Origin of the sequence: Flavobacterium chungbukense, from assembly GCF_020805785.1 — a bacterium.
Classification (GTDB): domain Bacteria; phylum Bacteroidota; class Bacteroidia; order Flavobacteriales; family Flavobacteriaceae; genus Flavobacterium; species Flavobacterium chungbukense.
Genome location: NZ_JAJGZV010000002.1, coordinates 1121022 through 1146690 on the forward strand (window position 1 = coordinate 1121022; position 25669 = coordinate 1146690).

Below are 25669 nucleotides of genomic sequence, written 5' to 3' on the forward strand. Positions count from 1 at the left end.
TTTTGCAAAATTCTTATGTAAATGCAAGATAAAACAATTCAGAATAAAATTTAAATAAAAGAGAAGGATCGCTTCCAGTTATAATTAAAAATTAAAATAAATCCTCTATTAAGAATTTTTAAATAAAGATATCATTTTTAAGCTAAGAATAAATATTGATTAAAAAAAATAGATTTATTTTCTTACAAATTGATTTTTTACAAAATAAATTAAAATAAAACCCCATTAACAAATAAAATACAAATGATTAAAAAACAGTAATTTAAATACATTTTTTAAATTTTGTAATTCTTGTACTTTAATTTTTATTTAAAATAAAACTTGTTTATTTGCAAAACTATCTTACCTTTGTAATCGTATTACTGCGAATAAAAAAAAACCAGAAAACTACTCCAATAGCTTCTGGTTTATATAAATTTAATTTTTGACTAACAAAAAAACTGTACTGCGCTTAAAAGTACAAACAGAGGCTAGTCACCTCCATGATTTTGAGTATTATAGTCGTTGATGTTTTGCAAAACTATGCATTCTAATTTTTTTATGCAAGTTTTCATTGATTATAGCACTCCCATTTATGCGATTTTAAATAATAATAAATTAAAAAAAAATTAAAGAATGGTAGTTGAAACTATTTTAAAAGGCCTAGGTATGGCTGCTGGTAAAGTTATCGTAAAAAAAGCAACAGAGTCGTTGCTAGATAATAAAAATCATTTACATACCTATTTACAATCCAATTTTACAAAAATCAAACATGAAGATGTTAGGTTTTCAATAAGTTATTTAATCAGGATTAAGATTCCTGGAACTTCAAAGTTTTTACTAGTTCGTGGTCATCGTATCAAAGACCAGCTTCAACCTGTTGGAGGTGTTTACAAAAAAATGAACAGCTTTTCAGAATTTGAGAAATGGGGATATAAAGAAGACTGTGCTACGAAAGGAATCAAATCTGATGATGTCAGCCACAATGACCTCCGCTTTAGGGTCAAAGGGAAATATACTTTAGATATTATTAAATGGTTTGAGTCAAGAAAAAACCGTGAAACTACTTATGAACGTGAGTTTAATGAAGAACTTATTGATGACCTTGGATTCGATCCAAACATCTTCTACACTAAATCTTTTAGAGAGGTACAAAAAGTAATGAAGGTATTTGGTTATAGTACCTTTCATCAGTGTCATGAAGTACTTATTTATGACATTGTAGAATTTCTTCCAACAGCAGAGCAAGTATTTGAATTGAAAAAGCTATTAGAAAATCCTCGTAAATTGAGTGATGATTTTATGATAGTAGACATCAGCGAAATTGAAAGACTGTTAGTAATGGAAAACGAAGAACAAATTGCTAAAATTGGGGCGCATGCCAAATACCTAATCAATGAAAAATAACATGAAAAAATATACAGAACAAGAATATAAAAAAGATGAGCTTTTAGCCATCATAGCAGCTAACCTTGAGCTAGATGCGACTCGAAAACAACAAATGGAATCGGCTTACAGAGCTGTAAACGATGTACTGTCTAAGGATGAGAATTTTTTTAAGGATTACACTATTAATGTGTATGCTCAAGGTTCTTTATTAATAGGGACTACAATTAAACCGCTTCCGGGTAAGGAATTTGATTTAGATATTGTACTTCACATTGAAAGCTCATATTTAAACCACACACCCGCAGAAATTTATGATGAATTATATCGTGTTTTAAGTAATCATGATACATACAAAACACTTTTAAAGAAAAAAAATCGTTGTGTACGTATTGATTACAATAGCGATTTTCATATGGATATCTTACCGGGGTGCATGATTTCTTTAAACAACAATAGATTAATGATTCCTGAGGATAACCGCAGAATTTCTTGGTCACGTACGCATCCTAAAGGATATGGCGAATGGTTTAAAGAAATTGCGGAAAGAAACAAATCTAGTTTTTTACTTCAGGAACGATATAATTTAATGTTGGAAGCAAAAATAGAAACGGAGGATTTACCTTTGGATGTCTATTTGAAAACTCCTCTACAGCGTACTGTTCAAATTGTAAAGCGATACCGCGACTTATATTATCAAAATAAAGACACTTCAAAAGAACCAGCAGTATCTAGTATTGTTTTAACCACCTTATTGGCGCAATCTCACGAAGGAAATTTTTCAATTCAGGAAGCTTTAAAAAATGCAGTCGTAAAGTTGAAAAAATTAGCTAATGATTATAAATTTAGAAAAATAAAATTTGCAGTTTATAATCCGGTAGACAATCATGAAGATAAAGACAAAAGAGAAAATTTTACCGATTCTTGGGAGGATAAACATTACCAAAGTTTCATTGGTTTTGTAGAAGATTTTGAGAGAAAGTTAAATGCATTTATCGGGGAAGATACTAATGAAATAAATTATAAAGAGTTATTTGGCAATGGCTATTATAAAGAAAACATCCAAAGACTAGTTAAATTAGAAGAAAGATTAAAAGGAAATTCTAAATTAGCATCATTGCTTTCAGGAACTGCTTATACAGATCCAAGAGGTAACATTAATACTTCAACAGGTGTGAAAAATGGAAATCATGGATTTTATGCTCAGTCCTAAAGAACGAGCCCAAAAATTTTGGGCTGGTTTTTTATATAAAACTTTAATTGAATGCGAAAGAAAATTTAAATGGATAAAATTTGAAGTGCATGGAAAAAGTTTGGAAGGGAAAGGAACTTTAGAATGGAATAATAGAAAATATGATTTTACAATCTTTTGTTCTCCTTTTTTACAAGGTCGGTTTGAACGAATAACAGTTGAAACCAAAAATCTTAAAAAAAGTTTCGACACGCATTTTAATGCTGATGGCACACTTTGTTTATACCATCCTATTAAGGATTTAAAAGGTAGACCGTACATAGAATTAATTGATGTTATCCCCTGGATTTCAGAATGGGTATATTATTATGACAAATATCTTGAACATAAAGTTTGGATAGGACCAGAACATCCTCATAATTCTAATTAAATTTGAAAAGCTCTTTGCATAGAGCAAAGAGCTTTTTATAATAAATATAGCAATGAAAAAAAGTTGTAAATTAATAGATGTCGTTTCCATTCGTTCAGGTATGGTAGTGTCTAAAACAGCAAATAATGACGAAAATCAACTTACAAATGCTTATGTAAGAATGATCGGCACTTCTGATTTTGATGAAGACGGGAACTTAAGAAATGATCTTGAACCTAATGTTTTATACAAGCCTTCTATAGAGAAAAACTACTTAAAGCAAGGTGAGGTAGTCTTTAACGCAAAAGGACGACGTTTCTTTGCTTTTTTATTTGCAAATGAATACCAATCCTTAATTGCAAGTGCTTCCTTTCTTGTTTTAACTATTGAAGAAATTTCAATTCTGCCAGAATTTTTAGTTTGGTACCTGAATCATCCTGAAACATTAAAGGTATTCGATTCTAAAATGTCAACTCAAGTAATGCCTTCTATAACCAAACAAGAATTAGGAGACTTGGAAATAATAATTCCAACATTTGAAACACAAAAACAAATTGTTGCACTCGATCTTTTAAAAAAGAAACAAATCAAACTTCAAAAAGAATTAATTACTCTTGAAGAAAATTATATAAACGCAATAACATATAAAAAAATAAAAAATGGGCACTAAAGTAACTCAAAAGGATATCAATAATACAGTATGGAAAGCCTGTGACACTTTTCGTGGTACGATAGATCCTTCTCAATACAAAGATTATATTTTAACGATGTTGTTTCTTAAATATGTAACTGACGTATATAACGAGAAAAAAGCAGAATATACTATAAAATATGATGGGAATGAAGAGCGTGTAAAAAGAGCATTAGAGCGTGAACGCTTTGTAGTACCAGATGAATCCAGTTTTGATTATTTATACGACAACCGCAGCAATCCTAAGATTGGCGAAAAAATAAACCATGCTTTGGCAGAGTTAGAAGAAGCCAACAGGGAAAAATTGGGTGGACAAGATGGCTCTAATATTTTTAGAAATATAGATTTCAACAGTTCTAATTTGGGAGATGAAAAAGGAAAAGTAGCTAGATTGCGTAATTTACTAAATGATTTCAAGTCTTTAAATCTTTCGTCTTCTCATTTAGAAAACAACGATGTGATTGGTGGAGCATATGAATTCCTAATTTCAAATTTTGCTTCAGATTCAGGAAAAAAAGCAGGAGAGTTTTTTACTCCAGCAGAAGTTTCTACTTTACTGGCAAAATTAACTAAATCTCAATCAGGATCTCGTATATACGACCCTACATGTGGGTCTGGATCTCTTTTAATTAAAGCAGGGCGTGAAGTAGAAAATAACAATTTTTCGCTCTATGGCCAAGAAGCTAATGGTAGTACTTGGGCATTAGCGGTAATGAATATGTATTTGCATGGTTACGACAGCGCCATTATTCGTTGGGGAGATACTCTTAGGAATCCTAAACACAAAGAGGGTGATGCACTTATGCTATTTGATACAGTAGTTGCCAACCCGCCGTTTTCTTTAGACAAATGGGGGGCAGACGATTTAGCAACCGATAAATATAACCGTTTTTGGAGAGGATTACCTCCAAAATCAAAAGGAGATTGGGCTTTTATTTCTCACATGTTAGAGTCTCTCAATACTTCGGGTAAAGCGGGTGTAGTGGTTCCACATGGAGTTTTGTTTAGAGGGGCTTCCGAAGGAAAAATTCGTTCGAAAACCTTACAGGAGGACTTAATTGAAGCAGTAATTGGATTGCCGTCTAACTTATTCTTTGGTACAGGTATCCCTGCAGCGATTATAATTTTTAATAAACAGAAAATAAATAAAGAAAAAATTCTGTTTATAGATGCTAGTAAAAATTTTAATTCAGGTAAAAATCAAAATGTTTTAGGAGAAAATCATATCAAGCATATTGTAGATGCTTACTCACAGTTTCACAATGAAGTAATGAACAAAGGGGTAGCAGAAGAAAAGTTTACGTATGTTGCAGATCTAGCAGAAATAGCAGAAAATGATTTTAACCTAAATATTCCTCGCTATGTTGATACCTATGAAGATGAACCTGAAATTGATTTAATAGTCACCCAAATCCGTATTGAAGAGCTAGAAAAAGAGCTAGCAAATGTAAAAACAGAAATGGAAAAATACATGAAATTCTTCAATTAGAAATCTTATTTAATAAAATTAAGTAATTAAAATTTACACATCGCTTAGTAGTAATTTTTTTATTCTTATAAATTAATGAAAAGTATTTAAAATAAAAAAAATGAGAGAAGGATATAAGGAAACGAAATTGGGATGGATACCTGAAGAATGGGTAGTGAAAAAGTTCACCGACTTCGCAAGCAGACACAAAAAATGGTCTATAACAGGTGGGCCGTTTGGATCAGATTTAAAAACATCTGATTATGCAGAAAATGGCGTTAGAATCATACAATTACAAAATATAGGAGATGGTGCTTTTATAGATGATTATAAAATTTTTACATCTATACAAAAGGCAGATAAACTAATAAGTAGTAATATATATCCTGGTGACATCATTTTATCTAAAATGGGAGAACCAGTAGCGAGAGCTTGTTTTATACCCAATACTGATAATAGGTATGTTATGGCTTCAGATGGAATAAGATTATCAATTGATGAAAGGACATTCGACAGTAAGTTTGTTCATGATTATATAAATTCATCATTTTTTAGAAAATCTGCAAAAAAAGTTAGTACTGGAAGCACAAGACAGCGGATTGGTTTGCCTATTCTAAAAAAATTAGACGTAATCTGCCCTCCTCTTTCTGAGCAAAAAGTAATAGCCGATTGTCTTTCTATTTGGGATAGATCAATAGAAATTCAAACAAAGTTAATTAAGTCGAAAAAAGAGCGTAGAAAAGCACTAATGCAACAGTTGCTTACTGGCAAAATAAGACTTAAAGGATTTGAAAAGGAAAAAGGAAATCATAGTACCAAATTAGGTTTACAAATTCCATGCGATTGGAAAATAATTAAGGTTAAAGATTTATTCGAAGAGAGAAAAGAAACTTCAGATGATCAATTAAAATTTCCATTATTTAGTTTAACTATTGAAAAAGGAATAACAAATAAAACTGACAGATACGAAAGAAGTTTTTTACTTCGTGATCAAGAATCTAATCTATATAAATTAGTCTATCCCAACGACATAGTTTTCAACCCTATGAATTTGCGATTTGGTTCCATAGCTAAATCTACATTAAATATTATTGTATCCGTTTCGGCTTATTACAATTCTTTAAAAACAAAGATAAATAATGTGGATATTAATTACTACGAAGCATTGTTTAAAACACCTCTTTTTATTAATTTTTATGATAGAATTGCTATTGGATCATTAAATGAAAAAAAAAGAGTACATCTTTCTAACTTTTTAGAATTAGACATACCATATCCTTCATTCGAAGAACAAAATGCAATTGTAGCAATTTTAAATACAGCAGAAAAAGAAATCAAAATGGAAAAATTAAAATTAGTCGATTTACAAAAACAGAAAAAAGGATTGATGCAGCAATTGTTAACAGGTAAAGTGAGGTTGGTTTAATATATAGTAAAGGTTTTAAACTTTGGAAAATAATCTATTTTGATAAAATCTTTCATTTAAAAAATGAACAAATAAAACCAAACTTACAAAAAGTAACATATCATGGCATTTACAGAGGATAATATATCACAAATTCCAGCACTTAAATTATTGATTAATTTAGGATACAAATATCTTTCCTCAGAGGAAGTATTATCATTTCGTGGTGGTAGAGAAAGTAATGTCATTTTAACAGAAATACTTCGTGAACGTTTAATGTATATTAATGAGATTAAGCTAGGGAATAAAAAAATTAAGTTTGAAGCTTATAATATTGAAAAGGCTGTACAAAAACTTCAAGATGTTCCTTTAGCTGAAGGTCTAGTTCATGCGAGCAATTATACTTATAACTTGTTGATATATGGACAAGCCTTAGAGCAATCAATTGATGGGGATAAAAAAAGTCATACTATCCAATACATAGATTGGGACAATCTGGACAATAATGTTTTTCATGTTGCTGAAGAGTTTTCAGTAATGAGAATAGGACGGAAAGATACTTATCGCCCCGACATAGTATTATTTGTAAATGGTATCCCTATAGTAATTATAGAATGTAAAAGTTCGACAATTAAGGAACCTATTAAACAAGCTATCTCACAACATATTAGAAACCAACAAGAAACTGGGATTCAAAATTTATACTGCTACAGTCAAGTGCTAATGGCAACTTCATCAATACAAGCAAAATATGCAACTACCAATACAAAAGAAGAATTTTGGGCTGTATGGAAGGAAAAGGACATTTCATTCAGAGAAGGCATTGAGGATCTTGTAAACCAAAAATTGGATAAAGAGACTGAATACAAATTATTTGATACCTCAGATATTAGAACCAAATTTGATTATATTGCTTATAAAGAAAAATATGATCTGTACGTAGCTCCCTCAGAACAAGACATTTTAATATATGGTATTCTAAGCCAGCAACGCTTACTGCCGTTTATTAAAGATTTTGTATTATTTGAAGCTGGTGTAATTAAAAAAGTAGCCCGTTTTCAACAATTCTTCTCTATAAACAAAATTATCGATCGTATAAAACCTATTCGAAATGGAAAAAGAAAAGGCGGTGTAATTTGGCATACACAAGGAAGTGGTAAGTCATTAACCATGGCTATGCTTGCTCGGAAAATTAAAGATACTATTAGAAACCCACAAATTATTTTAGTAACCGATAGAATTGACTTAGATAGACAAATTACGGCGACCTTACGAAAAGTAGAAATTGACGTCATTAATGCCACCTCGGGAAAACAATTAGTAAGTCTTTTAAGAGGTAATGGCGATTTCGTAATTACAACCATTATCAATAAGTTTGATGCCGCTGTTAAAAGTCTGTCCGAAAATCAATTAGAGAGTCCAAATATTTTTGTCCTTATTGATGAAGGACATAGAACACAACATGGGGTTTTCAATGTGAACATGGAAAGAGTTTTACCTAACGCTTGTTTCATAGTATTTACTGGGACACCTTTAATGAAAAGACAAAAAAATACTGCTAATAAATTTGGAGGAATTATTGACGAATATTCTATAAAAGAAGCTGTTGAGGATGGTGCCATTGTACCTATTTTGTATGAAGGGAGGTTAGCAATACAAGATGTAAATAAAACAGCATTAGATAAAGGTGTTGAAAGGGTCATTGAAAATTTAGAAGACTATCATAAAGTGGACCTCAAAAAGAAAATGAGTCAAGCTGGTTTAATTTCTAAAACAGACCAAAATATTTTTCAAACTGCATTGGACATTAGTATACATTTTCAAAGCAATTGGGGAAAAGATAATACTGGGGAGCATTCTGGTTTTAGAGGCATGGTGGTTTGTCCTGATAAATTAACTGCTGTGAAATACAAAAAAGCGTTTGATTTAATTGCTAAAGTAACCACTGAAGTCATCATGTCTGCTCCCGATACAAGAGAAAACAATGAAGATGTTCACAGTTCCGAAGCACCTGAAGTAAATCAATATTACGAATTGCTTAAAACAAAGTATGGTCAGGATATAGATAAAATGATTATTCAGCAATATGAATATGGGGAAAATATAGAATTACTAATTGTTATAGATAAGTTACTTACCGGATTTGATGTCCCACAAACTATTGTAATGTATTTATGTCGTAAACTACGCGAGCACACCTTACTACAGGCCGTTGCAAGGGTAAATAGAGTTTATCCCGGAAAAGAGTTTGGATATATCATAGATTATGCTGGAGTAATGGAAGAATTGCAAGAAGCTATTGAAACGTATTCCAATGATAGCGATGGTTTTGATCCTAAAGATTTACAGGGTTCAATGAAAAATATCGGAGAAGAAATTGATAAGCTGCCTCGTGCTTATGCTGATGTCATTGAAATCTTCAAACCTATAAAAAACAAACATAATATTGATGAATATGTTTCATTTTTAGCGGATGATGCTTTACGAGAAGAGTTCTATAATAAATTCAGTGTTTTTGCACGTATTCTAAAAATAGCGTTAGCAACAGTTGAATTTCACGATAATACTTCTATTGCTGAAATACAACAATATAAAAATGAGCTTAAAAAATTTGCAGATATTAGAGTTGCAGCTAATAGTACTTATTTAGATACAGTAAGTTTTTCTCAATATGAAAAACAACTTCAAAAATTACTAGATCAACACGTAATTACGGAAGAAGTTATAAGACTTGTTGATCCAATTGATATTTTAGATTCAAAATCTTTTGAAGAAGAAGTCGAAAAATTAATTGGCCCTAGAGCCAAAGCCGAAAAAATTGCAGCAGCTACCTCCAAATATCTTTCCATAAATATTGATTCTGATCCCATTTTATTCAAAAAACTATCAGAATTAATTACACAAACTATTATTGATATGAGAGCTAATCGTCTTTCTGAATTGGATGCCTTAAAAAAGCTAAAAAATTTGAAAGATCAAGCATTACAAGGAGAAACAAATGATCTGCCTGAAGTAATTAAAGACAAACGTAGAAAAGTAGCTATTTTTCACTTGCTAAGAGAAGAAATAGAATTGAAAGATAGAGAGACAGAAATAACGTTGATGTTTGATGAAATACTATCTAATTATGAAATAGTTGATTGGCATAAACGTGTAGATATCATCAATAAAATTGAATTAGAATTTGGGGATTATTTAATGGACGTAATAGATTTATCTTTAGAAAAAGCGGATGAATTAACAAAAAAAGCAATTGAAATCGCTATTGCAAATAAAGAGTAAAATGAAAGAGCAAATTGTTTTCGGGAGACATCATATCGATTTCGAATTAAAGTATGCTAATCGAAAATCTTTAGGGATTAAGGTTCAACCAGATACCTCGGTTATAATTACAGCTCCTATAGACACACCTATAGATAAAATTAAGGCATCAGTATCTAAAAAAGCAATGTGGATTTTACAAAAGAAATCCTTTTTTCTTAGTATTGACACCATTAATATTGATTTAACTATTAAGTCGGGGTACTCTGTAATTTATTTAGGCAGGCAATATAAATTAGTAGTAGAACAAGGTCTAAAAGATGAAGTACGATATAAGGGAAATTTATTTCATATTTCAGTCAAAAAAAAAGAAAATGCTCAAAAACTCTTTGAAAATTGGTTCCAACAAAAAGCTATTTGGAAGATTACCGAAATTGCAAAGCCTGTAATTAAAAAGTTCTCTTTAAAATACGAAACCCCAATTGATATATACTTTCAGGAAATGCCTACTCGTTGGGGCAGTTGTACTATTAAAAACAAGCTTATTTTCAATCCCAAATTAATACATACGCCGAAACGTTGCGTTGAATACGTAGTTATGCATGAATTATGTCATATAGTTTACAAACATCATAATCCAGATTTTTTTAATTTATTGACTGCCATGATGCCTGACTGGGAAAAAAGAAAAGAAAAGTTAGATACTTTTGCTTAAAAATAATTATATCTTACATTTTCAAAGCAATGTTCACTTATTTTAATTTTTATTCGATAAATGAGCATCAAATAAAAAATTACTTTTTAAGAGGAATTTTATTCTTAATTTTATAGACATAAAAGCTTAATTAAGCTGCTTGAAAAATAAAAATTATGACTGAAAGTTCTCTTGTAAATAATTGGCACGATGCTTATAAATTAATCGCCGAATTATTACTAAATACATATCAACAGTATCCTGACAACCCTGCAAAAGAGCTTTATAACCGACTTAAAAAAACAAAATTTTCAGAGATAAATCAAGGAAGATTATTTCGTAGTCAGCTATCAAGAATATCTGAGTGGGGCTTAGATCCTATACAAATATTTGCAACCTTCAATTATCCAAAAATAGGATATAAACGCATTGATATAATTAACTCCCTTTTGGAAGAATTTAAATCTGATAAACGAGTTGACAATAATACATCATTTGAAGGTTGTCCCTCTCCTATCATTACTCAAATCATCCAGTATAGAGGTTGGGATTCACAGAATCAAATTTGGAAAACGTTTGAAGAAATATCAGAAAAAGGTATAAAGGGATTAAAGCAGAAGCATTTTCTTTTAATGAAAAAATGGAGAGGAATTGATATTGCCTCTTTTACTATGTTTTTGTATTGGATCAATTCAAATGAGTTTTTACCAATGGATCGAAATACAATCGATTTTCTAAAATCCTTCAATATAATAGACAGTAGACCTCGTACATATAAAGAATACTTTGAACTATGTACCAAAAAATTATTTTTTAGCACAGATAAATATTATAATGACGACAGTTTTAGAAATATTGTTAAGGATGCCTATTTATACTCTAACAAAGAATATACAGGAGAGATACTAAGTGGGAGTACAATTTCAATTATTTCGCATATAGAACCTGATTCCGTAATTGAAAATTTAGAAATAATAGCAAAGCAAAAGCAGAAAGAGCGAATCAAAGGATTTCAAATCATTGCTTTACGCCCAAATAAAAAGATCAAAGGAGAAAGTTCTAAACAAAAACATTTAAAAAATCTGACTGAAGGTGAGCTTTATCAGTTTTACCATTCCTATAAATTCAATAAAAAAAGTGATGATATAATTACATATAATCCTGATGAAGACCTTAATTTATATAGTTTTGGAAATTTAAATATCTCAATATCAGCAATTGTTGGAAAAAACGGATCAGGCAAAAGCACTATAGCGGAGTTTTTATATCTAGTAATTAATAAAATTGCCTTCTTAAAAAAGGTAAAAACTTCAGAAAAGCTTATTGACGAAGAAATTTCTGCTGATCTTTTTATCAGATTGGATAAACTTTATAAAATTTCTGTCACTGACTCAATAGAGGTTTTTGAATATGAACTTAAAGATGATAATACTTATCATTTAAAAACTAAAAAGGAAGAAGCAAAGAGCACTTTTGATACTTTCGATCTCGAAAGTTTTTGTTATTCTATTGTTGTTAATTATTCCTTGTATGCACTAAATACGAATAGTATAGGCAATTGGATATATCCATTATTTCACAAAAATGATAGTTATCAAACACCTATTGTTCTAAATCCTCTTAGAAAAAATGGTAATATCGATGTTAATAATGAGGAAGGATTGACAAAATCAAGAATGCTCTCCAATATTTTGGAACCAGACTTAATTAATTTTGAAACAAATAGCATCCCAGAATTAGTAATAAATTCTATTCCTGTAAAACTTATACTTGAATTTGACATAGACAAAATAAATCGAAAAAAAGAAAAATACAAACAACTATACAAGCGATTACATCAAAAGCATATTGATAAAGTAATTTATAATATTGGTTTTGAGATAAATTCTGACCTAGCTTTTTTAAATCACGCCAAGGAATACTTTTTTCTTAAAATAGTAGAAATAGCTAATAAGTACCCTAAATTTAAAAAATTCAAAGACTTACCACATTGGATTTCTTCTGATCAGAAAAAATTTGAATTGTACCTAATCAAATTATCTGAAGAAACTAGTCACATCACTTTCAAGCTAAGGCAAGCCATTAATTATCTAAAATATGGAATTTACACACCGGAAAAAGAAAATGAGATTTTGCCATTATCTAGAAAAATTAGAGAAATTAAAGAGGAGGCTAGTTTACTTACGATTGATCTTGTACCACCAGCATTCTTCAAAACAAATATCGTGTTTGATCATGGCGGCACTTTCAATGAATTGAGTTCTGGTGAAAAACAACAAGTATTTTCCATTAATACAATTGCCTATCACCTATACAATATTTCATCTGTAATGTACGAAAAGGACACTCTAAAATATAACAACATTAATATTGTATTTGATGAAATTGAATTATACTTTCATCCGGAGATGCAAAGAACGTACATAAATAATTTATTGTCCAGAATTAGAACTCTTCAATTGGAAAATGACATTCATAATATTAATATTTTGTTTATCACACATTCTCCTTTTATATTATCCGATATTCCTTCTTCAAATATACTACGATTAAACCTAGATATGGAGTTTAAGAAATCAATTCCGATTAGCAATACAGAACAAACTTTTGGCGCTAATATTCACGATTTGCTTGCAAATGATTTCTTTCTTGAAAATGGTTTTATGGGAGAATTTTCAAAAAACAAAATTAATGAGATTATACAATTTCTCAATATATATAAAATTATATCTAAACTCAAACAATTAGACTATAAATCTATTGAGTTAGAGCCAGCTGCTACTTATCTAGAAGATCAAAGTAAAAAGCTGCGATCTGAAATTAATGTTTTTATTCCTAAATTCTCTAGTGATGAATTCAATATTGAAAATAAAAACAGTACGTCTCAAACAATCGAAAAATTAGAACAATATATATCTCAAAATTTTCAAATTAATATAAGTAATTGTATCGCTACTATTAAAATAATTGGAGAACCTGTACTTAAACATAAATTAATGGCAATGTATAGCGAAACTTTTCCGAAATCATATGAAAAAAGTAAAGAAGAAGAATTCTTAGAGCTTGCTAAAAAGCTTAACTATAAAGTAATAAAAGAATAAGGAGATGCTATATATAGACAAGACAAAATCAGATATAAAATTTGCCATGGAAGAACATTACAAAAATGTAAAATGTTTGATATGGAAAAAAATAGATGCTAAAAATAATTTAGCAGAAAAGAGATCTTGTGGAATTCCTACTTGTAGTATTTGTAACGGAAAAATTGAGCCTATAAAAAATATTCCACAAAAAATCTATTCATTCTTAAATGATGATAATTTTCTAAAACAATTAATTTGTGGCTCTCCTCTGGAACTACAATCCATTGATATACAATTTTGGAAGATTATCCATCCTTATTTCAAGTATCAAGATTGGGTTGAAATTATTAATAAAGATGAAGAAAAATTAAATCAAGATGAAAAGAATTATAAATCTTTAATAAAAAAGGTTTTCAAAACTTTAAATGGCATTATTGCTTATGAAAGTTGGTTTGTCGCTAATAAACCAACAAGCAATTACAGCGCCTATCATCTTGCAACTTATCTAGATATCCGTTCTTGCGTTTATTGCAATAGAACCTTTATTGTTTCTCAATTTAAGACAGAAAGCTCTGGAAAAATAGGAAAACTTATACGCCCTCAATTTGATCATTGGTTTCCACAAGAGAAATATCCTTTATTAGCCTTATCTTTTTACAATCTCATTCCTAGTTGCTCAATTTGTAATACTTCTGTAAAGGGTAGAAAGGAGTTAAATTTGGCAAGATATACGCATCCTTATGAAGATAATATACTCGATTCTGTAATATTTAGCTACAAGCACTTAGTATCTGTTGATTCATTAAAAATTGAATTAACAGGAATTAACAATAATTCTGAATTGGAAAACAGAATAAATAATACTCTTAAAGATTTTTATATAGAAGAAATGTATAATTCCCATCATCCTGAACTTAAAGATTTGTTAACCATAAAAAAGACTTATTCAGAAAATTATCTAAAAAATCTCAAAAGTGCTTTTCCTGATGCAAATCTGACAGACAATGAAATATATAGACTTATATTTGGGGTAGAGCTTAATCCGAACGACTTTCATAGGAGACCATTTAGCAAATTTAAATATGATATTTTAAAAGAATTAAAAATAATATAATTTTAATCTATTTGAGAATTAAACAAATCCCGAAAAACAAACATAATCCGAAGTTTTTTGGTTTTCATCTCCTTATCCAAAATCGATTTCTGTTTTATATTTTTATGTGATAAAGGATTGAACATTCCAAGAAACCTAAAGAAATAATGTTTTTAAAAAAGCAGAAGAATTTTAAAAATATAAACATAGCATAACAGAAACTAAGCGAGATTGCAGGTTTTCATTATCAAAATCGAAATATGACAGAAGCAGACAAAAAAATACATTTAGAAAATCTACTTTTCAAAATAGACAACTTATACATTTCAGAATCTTCAATACGGAATTTAAGTAATTTAATACGAGATGAGCAACGTAGAGAAATAAATTCTAAAAATATAAGTAAATTATATTCAAATAACTTAAGCCAAACGATAGAAAAAAATCTTGAAGATTTAGAAAAAAATGCAAGTAAACCAAAAATTAGAATTGAATTATTTAAAGATTGTGTTTCTAATTTTAAACAAGACATAAATAGAGAGTTAAGTGATTTGAAATATAGATGATGAAGCGATTTTATAGCTATTAAAAGGTGATACAATAGAATCAATTATCATGAAGTTAACCGAAAATATTTAATATAAAAACAGCAACATGGAAGAATTAAAAACAATGCTTCAATTGACATACGATAATTATAAAACTGAATACAATCTGTATGTGAACCTTTATCAGGACTTGCCTCAAGAATCAAATTAATTTCAAATATAATCGAAATACTAAACATATAGCTGAAAAACAACACAACGTTTTTCAATTTTTCCCGGCTGTTTCTCGATTTTTTTTCCTACATTTACAGAGGTTAGTAAACCCAAGAATTTCAAGAGTGCACTATTAGTGCCCATTTATTTTTGATATAACATGACACCCAGTGTTTACTGGTGCTTACGATACAGGTGGCAGAGCCTCTTTCTCCGCTGAATTTAAAACCCTTAACTTTGTTAAGGGTTTTCTTTTTTTTATAACATATTTTCTTTGCAAAATAGTTTCAAAAAAATTTTCACAATTAAAAAAACACCTTATATATGCACTCGCAATCAGAAAATGATTGAGACATACTGGAGGAATGGCAGAGCGGTCGAATGCGGCAGTCTTGAAAACTGTTGACTGTAACAGGTCCGGGGGTTCGAATCCCTCTTCCTCCGCTGAGAGCTTAAAATGAAACTTTTCAAAGTTTATAAAACAAGCTAAAATTCACGGAAAACCCTGCAAATTAAACAATTTGCAGGGTTTCTTCTTTTATACCACTTTTCAATATTTGCAAAAACAGACAAAATCTTCGTGGCGCATTCGTGGCGCAGGTCAAGATTTTTAAAGTGTGCCACAAAATTTCTCCCGATAGCGCGGATTTATCTCCGCAACGATAGCACGGATTTGCAATCCGTGCCCGCAAAATAATTCCTTTAAAACCCCACAAATAAAAAGTAAAATTTTCCGCTATACTTTTTATTTTTATAGGAAAAAAGAACGTGTCAACAAAATATAAAGCAAGGACCAATGAGGAAGCATATTTTATAACTGTAACTGCTGTAGGATGGATAGATATATTTACAAGACTAAATCAGAAAAACATCTTAATAAATGCTTTAAAGTATTGTCAGGAAAATAAAGGTTTAGAAATTTATGCCTTTTGTATTATGAGCAGCCATATTCATTTGCTCTGCAAAGGAACGAATGGTTTTGTATTATCTGATATTATTAGAGATTTTAAAAAATTTACATCAAAAAAAATAATACAGACTATAATAGATGAACCTGAAAGCAGAAGAGAATGGATGCTGGAATATTTTCAAAAGTCATGTGAACATTTAAAAAAGAACCAGACTTATAAAGTATGGCAAAATGGCTATCATGCGGAACATATTTACAGCAATAAATTTATTAAACAAAAAATTGATTACATCCATAGCAATCCCGTAAAAGATAAAACTGTTAATTCTGCTGAAGATTATTATTTTAGTTCGGCAAGGAATTATTCAGGCTTAGAGAATGATTTAGATGTTGTTTTGTTAGATCTGTTTTGAAAAAAATCTATTGCGTTCTAGAAAACATCAACAACAATTGATTTTTTTTGATTTGCATTGTGTCCAATCTTTGCGGGTACGGATTGCAAATCCGCGCTAACGATTGAGAGTAAATCTGCGCGATCGGGGGTATACTAAATAAAGTATATCTTTTTCTATTTAATAAAAAATTTCAAAATCATTATTTATAAGAAAAAAAAGGATGAGCAAAACACCCATCCTTTTTAACCACATCTAAAAAAATTCAAAAACTATATCGACGGAAACAAACTGGTTTTAGCCATTTTTTCCGACGAAAACTCAACAGAAAGTCCCTCTCCATAACTTTCCTGAAAATATTCTAAACGAACTGGAAGCAATCCTTTTTTCAAAGTTATTTCTGATTTCTTTTCATCAAAACCGTGTAATCCATCATTGTTAATAAGTAATTTGTTATCGATATAAAGTTTACTTCCATCGTCTGAAGCGATATAAAATGTATATTTTCCATCTTCTGGAATGTTTATAAATCCGTTGTAAACTAAACCATAATTATTAGAATCGTGTTTAATTTTATTCAAATCAAAATCAGGAGCAAATCCTTTTTCAACTGGAGTTAATGCGCTGAAATCTGGAATTTTACTCCATTTTCCTTTGTACAAACTATAATTTAATCCCGTCTTTTTATTGTAAAATATCTTTGAAATTACGGAGCTTTGAGAACCTTCACCCGATGGAACGGCAATTGCATTGACACGCGCCGGAACTGTAACCTCAAACGCTTTGGTGTAAAGCTGTGATTTTGAAGTTGGAACCGAACCATCTGTGGTATAATATATTTTATCTGTTCCTTTTGAAACAAATTCTACTCTTGCTTTTGTATCAGATTGCAATTCTTCTGAAGTATTTGCAAATTCAGGTCTTTCAGCAATTTTTCCGTAGATTTTCAGAAATTCGTAATACGGTTTGTATGCTTTATTGGTTTCACTAATAGATTGAATCGTCAACAAAGCGCTGTTCCAACGATTAGAAAATCCATCAACTTGCTTTTTAATATCTCCAATATTATATTCAATATTTTGACCAAATTGAGAAAGTGACATGATTTCGAAAGGACTGTATAATCCATCATTCCAATCATTTAACAAACGAAATGCTTCGAAATTTTTCATGTATTTAATTTGTCCTTTTTTACCAGAAAGCAATTGCTGATCGTAATCTGGAAATTGTACCTCAACATTAACTTTTGAATTGGTTGGAGATTCTGGTAAATAAATACGGGTTTCGAAATCATTTCCGGCATAAGACCAGCTTCCAACTTTGGCTTCTTCGCTGTATGGAATATTTTTTCCGTTTGCCGATACCGAAGTGGGAGGAAATGAAGATGGAAAACGCAGTTCGTAACCTCTTGCAGTCAGCATTCCTGGAAATGAACCTTCTGCAGCTCCGATCACAATATTGGTCTTGTTTCCTTTTTGTTCTGAAGTTACTGTTGTAAAACTGAAAGCATCTTTCTTGAAATTGTTGTTATTTCCTTCGTCTTCATATAATTTTAGGCTTCCTTTTTTACCTGGATAAAAAGCCAAAATTAATGGGTTCAAAGGTTTCTCATCTGTTCTTTCTACTTTTGGCTGCATCGGAATAATTGCGCCTTCTTTTACAAAAACTGGAATATCTCCTAAAGTAAAAGGCATTGTAATTTTCTTTCCGCCGTTTATAATACTTCCTGTGCTGCATTCGTACCATTTTCCTTCTGGAAGCCAAGTTTCGTGCGATAAAAAGACACTTCCTTTATCGATCGGTTTTGTGATTGGATGCACAATCATATCGCGCCCAAACATATATTGGTTTGGAATTGAATATGAATTTTCATCTTTTGGATAATCGTAATAGATAGGGTGAACGGTAGAAACTCCTGTTTCGTAAGTATTTCGGGCTTCGTTGTATAAATACGGAACCAAAGCATATCGCATTTGATACGCTTCTCTCATAATCAAGAAATTATCTAGCGGATAAGCCCAAATACGTCTTTCGTGTTGGGGCGCTGCGGTTGCGTGCGTTCTAAATATCGGACTAAAAACGCCCCATTGAATCCATCTTGTGTAAAGTTCTGGAGTTCCTGCATCGCCCTGGTGTCCGCCAATGTCGTGACTCCAATAACCAAAACCTACGTTTGCCGCAGTTGACGTAAAATAAGGCTGATAATTTAAGGATTCCCAAGAAACGTGTGTATCGCCCGAAAATCCGATTTGATATCTGTGATTTCCAAGTCCGCCCCAACGGTGGAAAATTAGTGGACGCACTTTATTCTGGCGTTCCATATCGCTATAATGCACATAATTCAAATAAATCGTCGGATTAACACCCGGAATCTTGGTATTTCCCCATTGCTGCCAATCCAGCCACCAGAAATCTACGCCCATTTTTTCTATTGGACGTAATACCAGATTCATATAGTTTTCTGCAAACTTTTTATCGGTAATATCAAAAGGAACATATTTTTTAGTTGATGGATCAATTCCCATTGCTTTTGCCATTTCAGTGTAAGCTTCTTCAAAAGGCTGAATTCCAGAAGCGGGATGCAGATTCAAACAGGTTTTAAGATGCTGTTCGTCTGTCCATTTTAGAAACTTTTCTGGCGAAGGAAACAAATTTTTATTCCATGTAAAACCCGTCCAACCAGAATCTTCTCCAGCTTGATCTCTTTGTCTTTGTCCATTTTTGAAAAATTCAGGCAACGATTTGATATGCCAGTCCATATCGATTACAAAAACATCTAACGGAACATCATGCATTTTAAATTCGCCCACAAGGTCACGAAATTCTGTATCTGAATATTCTCTGTATCTCGACCACCATGCACCAAACGCGAAACGTGGTGGCATAGCAATTTTACCAGCAATATCGGTGTAATCTTTTAAAGCTGTTTTATAATCAGAATCATAGGCAAAAAGATATAAATCCTGCGGTTTTTCTCCCGGACGCGCCATAACCCATGGCCATTCTGAATTATCAAAAAGCGGACGCTCGCTGTCGTCTACCAAATACCATCCATCACGAGAAATAATACCTTTTTCTAATTCTTTGGCTGGACCATCTACTCCATCTAAAGTACGTGTAGTTCCTAGAAGATTTTTAGTATTTGCCAAACCTGGTTTCCACGTTGTAGCTTTTCCATTTACGATAAAATCTACGCTTAAATTTTTGTCGTTAAAACTGCCAGAACCTTTTTTGTATTTCAATTTTACAACATCAGTTACAATTTGAAGCTCACCTTTACTTTCTCTTTTGGTAAAAGACGGAACGGGAAGATTTCTGTTTACAAAAGTAAGTGAAGCATTGTCTGTAAATTTACCATCCGAACTCCATTCCATACGGATTACGCGTGGCGAAAGCACTGTAAATCGAGCATTTCCTGCTACTACAATTGCTTTCGGATTAGCTTCAGGTTTGTATTCCTGAGCTGCCAATACCAAAGACGCCAGACTCAAAATTGCAACTAAAAATTGTTTTGTTTTCATATTTTATTTTAAAATTAATCTTAAATAAATATTCAAATCATTTCCTAAAACTATCACTTTTACGAGATTATTTGAAGTATTTACTATTTATTCTGCTTTTATTTTTTGATAAATTGTTTGGTAATTTTTGTTCCATCTTTTTCAAAAACAATCAAATAAACTCCTGTGGTTAAATTTGAAACATCCAAACTATTTTCTTTAATTATCTGTTGCATAACTACACTTCCCGTTTGATTGAAAATACTAACTTGAACATCTTTCATATCTGAACTAAAGAAAAGTGTGTTTTTTACTGGATTTGGATAAATACTGATGGAATTTAATGTCTCATTTTGGTTTTCTATTTGAGATTTTGAGATTTTGTTTGTTCCTAAAGTTCCTGAAAGTTTTATTAAATCTAATTTCCAGCGTTGCGCATCATTCCCATTATCGGTATATTGATGCACGTTTGTTCCAGGTTCTGCAAGATTGTTTACCACATCCAGACATTGATTCGTGTTTTTATGAGTCAGTTTAAAATGACCGTCGCTCATCAATTCTATTTTCCAGCGTTGTGCATCTGTACCTAAATCTGACCATTGTTGCACATTTGCTCCTGGCTGACTGCTGTTATTATCAACATCTAAAACTTGGGTTGTTCCTCGATGCGTTAATTTATAGAAGCCATCAGATTCTTTTGTAATGATCCAACGCTGTGCATCGGTTTCGTTTTTGGTATGCTGTTGTACATTTGCGCCTTGCTGTGTGCTTCCTCCGCTTACATCTAAACTTTGATTGGTTCCTTTATGCGTCAGTCTGTAAATACCTCCTGAAACAATTGGAACTTCAATCAAATCCATTTTCCATCTTTGAGCATCGGTACCCAAATCTGACCATTGCTGTACATTAGCGCCAGACTGACTGCTGTTGTTATCGACATCCAAAACCTGAGTTGTTCCTTTGTGTGTCAGTTTGCAATAACCGTCAGACATTAATTCGATTTTCCAACGTTGTGCATCGCTATTATTATCTGTCGCCTGTTGTACATTTGCACCTTGCGTATTACTGTTATTCACAACATCTAGACATTGATTGGTTCCTTTGTGTGTTAGTTTGTAAAAACCATCAGATTCGAGTGTAACGATCCAGCGTTGTGCATCATTTCCGTTGTCTGTACTTTGCTGTACGTTTGTTCCCGACTGACTTCCATTATTATAAACATCCAAACATTGGTTTGTTCCTTTGTGCGTTAATTTATAAATCCCACCCGAAACAATACTTTGCGTTGGACACGATTGATCTGGAACTCTTGGCGGAACTCCATAATTGGTCATATTAACAGGTTCAATCAAATCATTAGAGTTGAAATACATTCTGTCAATGGCAATTTTTCTATCTCCCGACGTGCCATTTTCGTAGCGATGATAAATGATATAATACTCATCGCAATTGCCTATTTTTAAAACCCCATGATGCCCTGGACCTTTGTCTTCGGTATTAGAACTTAAGACTTTTCCCCTGTAAGTCCAAGGCCCCATAGGAGAATTAGAAGTTGAATATTGCACATTATAAGTATCATTATACCAAGCGCCGTTAGAATACATCATATAATAAATTCCTTTTCGCTTTACCATATAGGGACCTTCAGTATAATTTTGAGGTGTAATATCGGTTGGTCCAGTTGCTAAAGAAACCATATCTGCATTTAGTTTTCTAACCACCATTCTGCTTTTGCCTGAGCCTCCATAATAAATATAGGCTTGTCCGTCATCATCAACAAAAACATTGGCATCAATAATATCATCGGTGTAAGGATCTGTTGCGATAAGCGCTGCGCCAATATCTGTGAATGGTCCAATTGGTGTATTTCCTACAGCAACTCCAATTTTGGTTTCGGCAGTGTAATAGAAATAATATTTGTTGTTTCTAAAAACTACCGCAGGCGCCCAACCGTTATATTGCGACCAAGGACTGTCTGGAAAAAGATCGAAAATAAGTCCTTCGTCTATCCAATTGGTTAAATTAGTTGACGAATAGGCATGAAATTGCGTGCCGTAAATGGCAGTAGTATATATATAATATTTATTATTAAAGTAATGAATTTCAGGATCTGCTCCTGTAAACAAAGGATTACCACTCGTCTGTGCTTGAGCTGAATTGGCAAAACTTATGAATACCAACAATAACGCAAAATGCAGTCTTATTTTATCAGCAAGACCGAAGCTTTTTATTTTAAATTGTATCATAACTTTTCTTTTTATAAAACATTCTAAAAACTTATTTTCTTTCTATAAAAAATCTAAAAAAGAATCCAAAACTTTCCAATAGATAATGATTGAAAAGTCTTGTCTTCTTCTATTTTAAAATCTTTATAGTTTTTTAATTACGATGGTCATTTTCGCTGGATTGACAGTTAATTCATATTGTCCTGCAGTTTCAATAATCCATTTATTATCTGGATTTCCATTTGGCATCAATTGCATTGTCGTGTTATCACTTGCCTGTCCTTTAATGACTGTACCATTTGATGGCGGCATTAAGTTTTTACCATTCCAGTTTCCTAGTTCTAACGGAAGCTTGAATTCTCCTGCATCAAATTGTCCTCTATAAGTAAATACCTCTGGGTTTTTAGGATCCCAAACCATAGGTTTAGCTCTTCCAATATCCCATCCGATTCCTGTTATCGCATTTCCGACCATATAGACATTTTCGTAAGGAACGTATCCGAAGGCATAGATTTTTTGATCAATATCTAAATAGAAGGAATGACGGCCTGATTCAGCAACTTTGAATACATTGTCATCTGTTTTAGGATTTGTTTCGTTGTACACAATTTTGTTCCCCGCGATCGGATCATATGATGGAAATTCGCTGCCTGCTTTTTCAATAACTTTGAATGAACCAACTGAAAAATCTCCAATGAAATTGTAAATTGTTCTTTCGGTTTTCTCAGGCAAGCTTTTTCCAGCATTGTAATCCCAACCTCCGCTTATTGCATCTCCAACCATAAATAACGGTAATGGACCTGGACTGTAACTTGTAACGGCAAAACTAGAAATAGAAACTTCTGGAAGCTGATACTGTTTGCTATTATTAACTTGCGCAATAATTTGAACTTCAAGATTTGTGATTACTCCGCCAGGACGTTTAAAATTCTTCAATAACAAAGAATTTAATTGTGCATTGGTATACGATTTCGTAAAAACGCCTTCTGGAATTTCTTCTGTAATGGTTGTACTTGTTCCTGGAGCGGCGCCTTCACCAAAATTATTCCCTACAATATCCATTCTGAAAAAGTAGGTTAAAGTTGTTCCTTCTCCTCTATCGTTTCCTTTCGTCCAAGTAAAAGTTATGGCATTTTCACTTTCCTTTTCTTTAGTCAAAACCACTTCTTTACTTGAAAGCGTTAAAGTCATCGGATTGGGAAAATTAGGTTCTTTAAGCCAATCCGCATTTTCGAGTCCGTTGTCTGTACAAGAGACCAAAACCAAACTCATTATTAGAAATGAGATAATATTTTTTATATTTTTCATTTTGTTCTGATTTTTAGTTATTTGTCCCAGAAAGGAGCCTGAATTAAATTTGGATTTTTTTCAATTTCTGCCAGATAGATCGGAAACCAATAAAATGATTTTCTATACACTCTGGTTTGATAGGCTGTTCTTTTATAAAATTCAGCAGCAGTTTTTCCGTTGAAATTCATTCCATAAAAAGGGCCATTCAGAACCGTTTCTGCTAGTTTCCATCTTCTTAAATCGTGATAACGAATTCCTTCTGTACAAAGTTCCACTCGTCTTTCCATTCTGATCACTTTTCTCAGACTTTCCTGATCACTATCGACATGAATATTTTGCGCATCGGTTGCTCCCAATGTATACGGTCTTATACCCGCTCTTTCTCTAATTCTATTTAAGTAGATTAATATTTCAGGATTTCCAGGATCTGTTTCGTTCAATGCTTCTGCATAATTTAAATAAGCTTCTCCTAATCGATATAAAATTCCGTGACGAGGAGCAAAATAACCAATCGTCGGATTTCTTGTTGGATCTGTTCTTTTTCTAGCTAAATATCCATTTTGAGGGGCATCATGTGTATTGTTGTTATCTTTTGCACCGTTAAAAAATTCTAGTTTTCTTCCTTTATCTTTCCCTGCATTGTCTCCATCTGTATACCAAGCGTTATTAAAATTTACTGCTAGATAAAATCTTGGTTCACGGTTGCAATACATATTGTAAGTTCCTGCCATCGTTACAAGCCCTGGACTTTTCACTTCATTAAATTTGGTTACACCGTTTGTCCAATATCCGTCATTAACAGAATATCCACCTTCTATATATCCAGAATTTGAATCAGTTATTGGCAGTCCATTTGCTGTAAAAAAAGCATCTACCAAAGATTGTGTTACGCCGTATCCTCCAGCTCCACCAGCTCCACCCGGCGCTGTATGTCTGTCATATTCTCCTGACTCTACATTTACGCGAGCAAATAAAACTTCGGCATTTCCTTTACTAGATTCTACCAAATGCAAATTTTGACAAGATAAAAATGGATCGATTTTTCCAGCCGAATTCATTTCTGTATATAATTTATGTCCAGCAGCTTCTGCGCTTAAAATCAAATCTTTGCTCGCTTCTGCAGCAATTCTCCATTTGTTGGCATCGTATGAAGGATTAAATAACACCTTTCCATCTTTGGTTGCATGACCTGCATAATCTGGATTTCCATTTACCAACGGACTCGCAGCAAAAAGCAACATTCTAGCTCTAACCGCTTTACACATGATAGATGTAGCACGTCCAAATTTTCTTCCATCAGAATATGATGTCGGCAAAATCTGTTCTACTTCTCTAAGTTCTTTATCAATCCATGTTACAATTTCGTCGTAGGGCGTCTGACCTACTTGCAAGTCTGAAAGATTGTAATTTACTGGTGTAATTTCATCTGGACTAAAAGGAATTGGCCCATAGGTATTAAGCAATAAAGAATAATAATACGCTTTTAGAAAACGACATTCTGCAATCATTAATCGAACCTCATCTTCGTTTAAATTTTGAGTTGGAAGAGGTTTAATATTTTTGATCAATAAATTACATTCTCTGATTCTTTGCGGAAGGCTATTCCAATAACCTGGACTCCATTGAGAACCCACTGACCAATCTCCCAAAATAAATGGAATTACTTGCCAGTCGTATTGACGCCATCTTTCTGAAGGAGTCATATCGTCTCCAAAAATTTCCCATCCTAAACTGCGCGTATAACCCCAAGTCGGATCTGGTATTCTAGAATAACAACCTGCCAGCCAGTTCTCCGTTTTAGTTTTACTTTCAAAAACACCGTCTAAAGTAAGTTCGGTATCACTCTCTTTATCAAGATAATCAGAACACGAAGAGGATAATAATAATCCTAAAAAAAGGAATATTGTTCTAATGTATATATTTTTCATTT

General features: G+C 32.0%; 16 protein-coding genes and 1 tRNA gene. 13 read left to right on the plus strand and 4 right to left on the minus strand.

All coding sequences use genetic code 11. The annotated features are described in order from the left end of the window. The first annotated feature begins 615 nt into the window (after positions 1–615). From LL966_RS10130 to LL966_RS10190, 13 genes are all read left to right on the plus strand, one after another. Positions 616–1386 (plus strand): SMODS-associated NUDIX domain-containing protein, encoded by a 771-nt coding sequence (locus tag LL966_RS10130; protein WP_229352868.1) that lies wholly within the window; start codon positions 616–618, stop codon positions 1384–1386. Continuing rightward, the gene (locus tag LL966_RS10135) at positions 1376–2578 is read left to right on the plus strand and encodes a nucleotidyltransferase domain-containing protein (protein WP_229352870.1); all 1203 of its coding nucleotides are present in this window, start codon (positions 1376–1378) and stop codon (positions 2576–2578) included. The genes LL966_RS10130 and LL966_RS10135 overlap by 11 nt, the downstream gene beginning before the upstream one ends. Further along, positions 2547–2987 carry a hypothetical protein gene (locus tag LL966_RS10140; RefSeq protein WP_229352871.1) on the plus strand — a complete coding sequence of 147 codons (441 nt, stop codon included), beginning with the start codon at positions 2547–2549 and terminating at the stop codon, positions 2985–2987. The genes LL966_RS10135 and LL966_RS10140 overlap by 32 nt, the downstream gene beginning before the upstream one ends. A 52-nt stretch (positions 2988–3039) precedes the next feature. Continuing rightward, complete coding sequence (locus LL966_RS10145; RefSeq protein WP_229352872.1) at positions 3040–3636, plus strand: restriction endonuclease subunit S; 597 nt, start codon at positions 3040–3042, stop codon at positions 3634–3636. After that, positions 3626–5146, plus strand: a complete 1521-nt coding sequence (locus LL966_RS10150) for a type I restriction-modification system subunit M (RefSeq protein WP_229352873.1) — start codon at positions 3626–3628, stop codon at positions 5144–5146. Before LL966_RS10145 ends, LL966_RS10150 begins: the two co-directional genes overlap by 11 nt. Before the next feature lie 100 nt (positions 5147–5246). Further along, positions 5247–6551 carry a restriction endonuclease subunit S gene (locus LL966_RS10155; RefSeq protein WP_229352874.1) on the plus strand — a complete coding sequence of 435 codons (1305 nt, stop codon included), beginning with the start codon at positions 5247–5249 and terminating at the stop codon, positions 6549–6551. Positions 6552–6653: 102 nt separating this feature from the next. Further along, positions 6654–9812, plus strand: a complete 3159-nt coding sequence (locus LL966_RS10160; protein WP_229352875.1) for a type I restriction endonuclease subunit R — start codon at positions 6654–6656, stop codon at positions 9810–9812. Between the two features lies 1 nt (position 9813). After that, entirely contained in the window at positions 9814–10506 is a 693-nt protein-coding gene (locus LL966_RS10165; protein WP_229352876.1) for a M48 family metallopeptidase, read from the plus strand. A gap of 155 nt (positions 10507–10661) precedes the next feature. Beyond that, positions 10662–13586 carry an ATP-binding protein gene (locus LL966_RS10170; RefSeq protein ID WP_229352877.1) on the plus strand — a complete coding sequence of 975 codons (2925 nt, stop codon included), beginning with the start codon at positions 10662–10664 and terminating at the stop codon, positions 13584–13586. A gap of 4 nt (positions 13587–13590) precedes the next feature. Continuing rightward, positions 13591–14682, plus strand: coding sequence for a hypothetical protein (locus LL966_RS10175; protein ID WP_229352878.1), 1092 nt, complete (start codon positions 13591–13593; stop codon positions 14680–14682). Positions 14683–14921: 239 nt separating this feature from the next. After that, on the plus strand, positions 14922–15227 hold the full coding sequence (locus tag LL966_RS10180) for a hypothetical protein (protein WP_229352879.1): 306 nt from the start codon (positions 14922–14924) through the stop codon (positions 15225–15227). Between the two features lie 554 nt (positions 15228–15781). Next, positions 15782–15866, plus strand: a tRNA-Ser gene (locus LL966_RS10185). Between the two features lie 324 nt (positions 15867–16190). Continuing rightward, on the plus strand, positions 16191–16745 hold the full coding sequence (locus tag LL966_RS10190; RefSeq protein WP_229352881.1) for an REP-associated tyrosine transposase: 555 nt from the start codon (positions 16191–16193) through the stop codon (positions 16743–16745). 251 nt (positions 16746–16996) lie between these two features. Here the strand turns inward: LL966_RS10190 and LL966_RS10195 are convergent, their stop codons facing one another. From LL966_RS10195 to LL966_RS10210, 4 genes are all read right to left on the minus strand, one after another. Then, the gene (locus tag LL966_RS10195; RefSeq protein ID WP_229352882.1) at positions 16997–20245 is read right to left on the minus strand and encodes a TIM-barrel domain-containing protein; all 3249 of its coding nucleotides are present in this window, start codon (positions 20243–20245) and stop codon (positions 16997–16999) included. Between the two features lie 98 nt (positions 20246–20343). Further along, positions 20344–22470, minus strand: a complete 2127-nt coding sequence (locus LL966_RS10200) for an RICIN domain-containing protein (RefSeq protein ID WP_229352884.1) — start codon at positions 22468–22470, stop codon at positions 20344–20346. Between the two features lie 123 nt (positions 22471–22593). Further along, entirely contained in the window at positions 22594–23757 is a 1164-nt protein-coding gene (locus LL966_RS10205; protein ID WP_229352886.1) for a SusF/SusE family outer membrane protein, read from the minus strand. 17 nt (positions 23758–23774) lie between these two features. Beyond that, the gene (locus tag LL966_RS10210; RefSeq protein WP_229352888.1) at positions 23775–25667 is read right to left on the minus strand and encodes a RagB/SusD family nutrient uptake outer membrane protein; all 1893 of its coding nucleotides are present in this window, start codon (positions 25665–25667) and stop codon (positions 23775–23777) included. Positions 25668–25669: the final 2 nt, after the last annotated feature.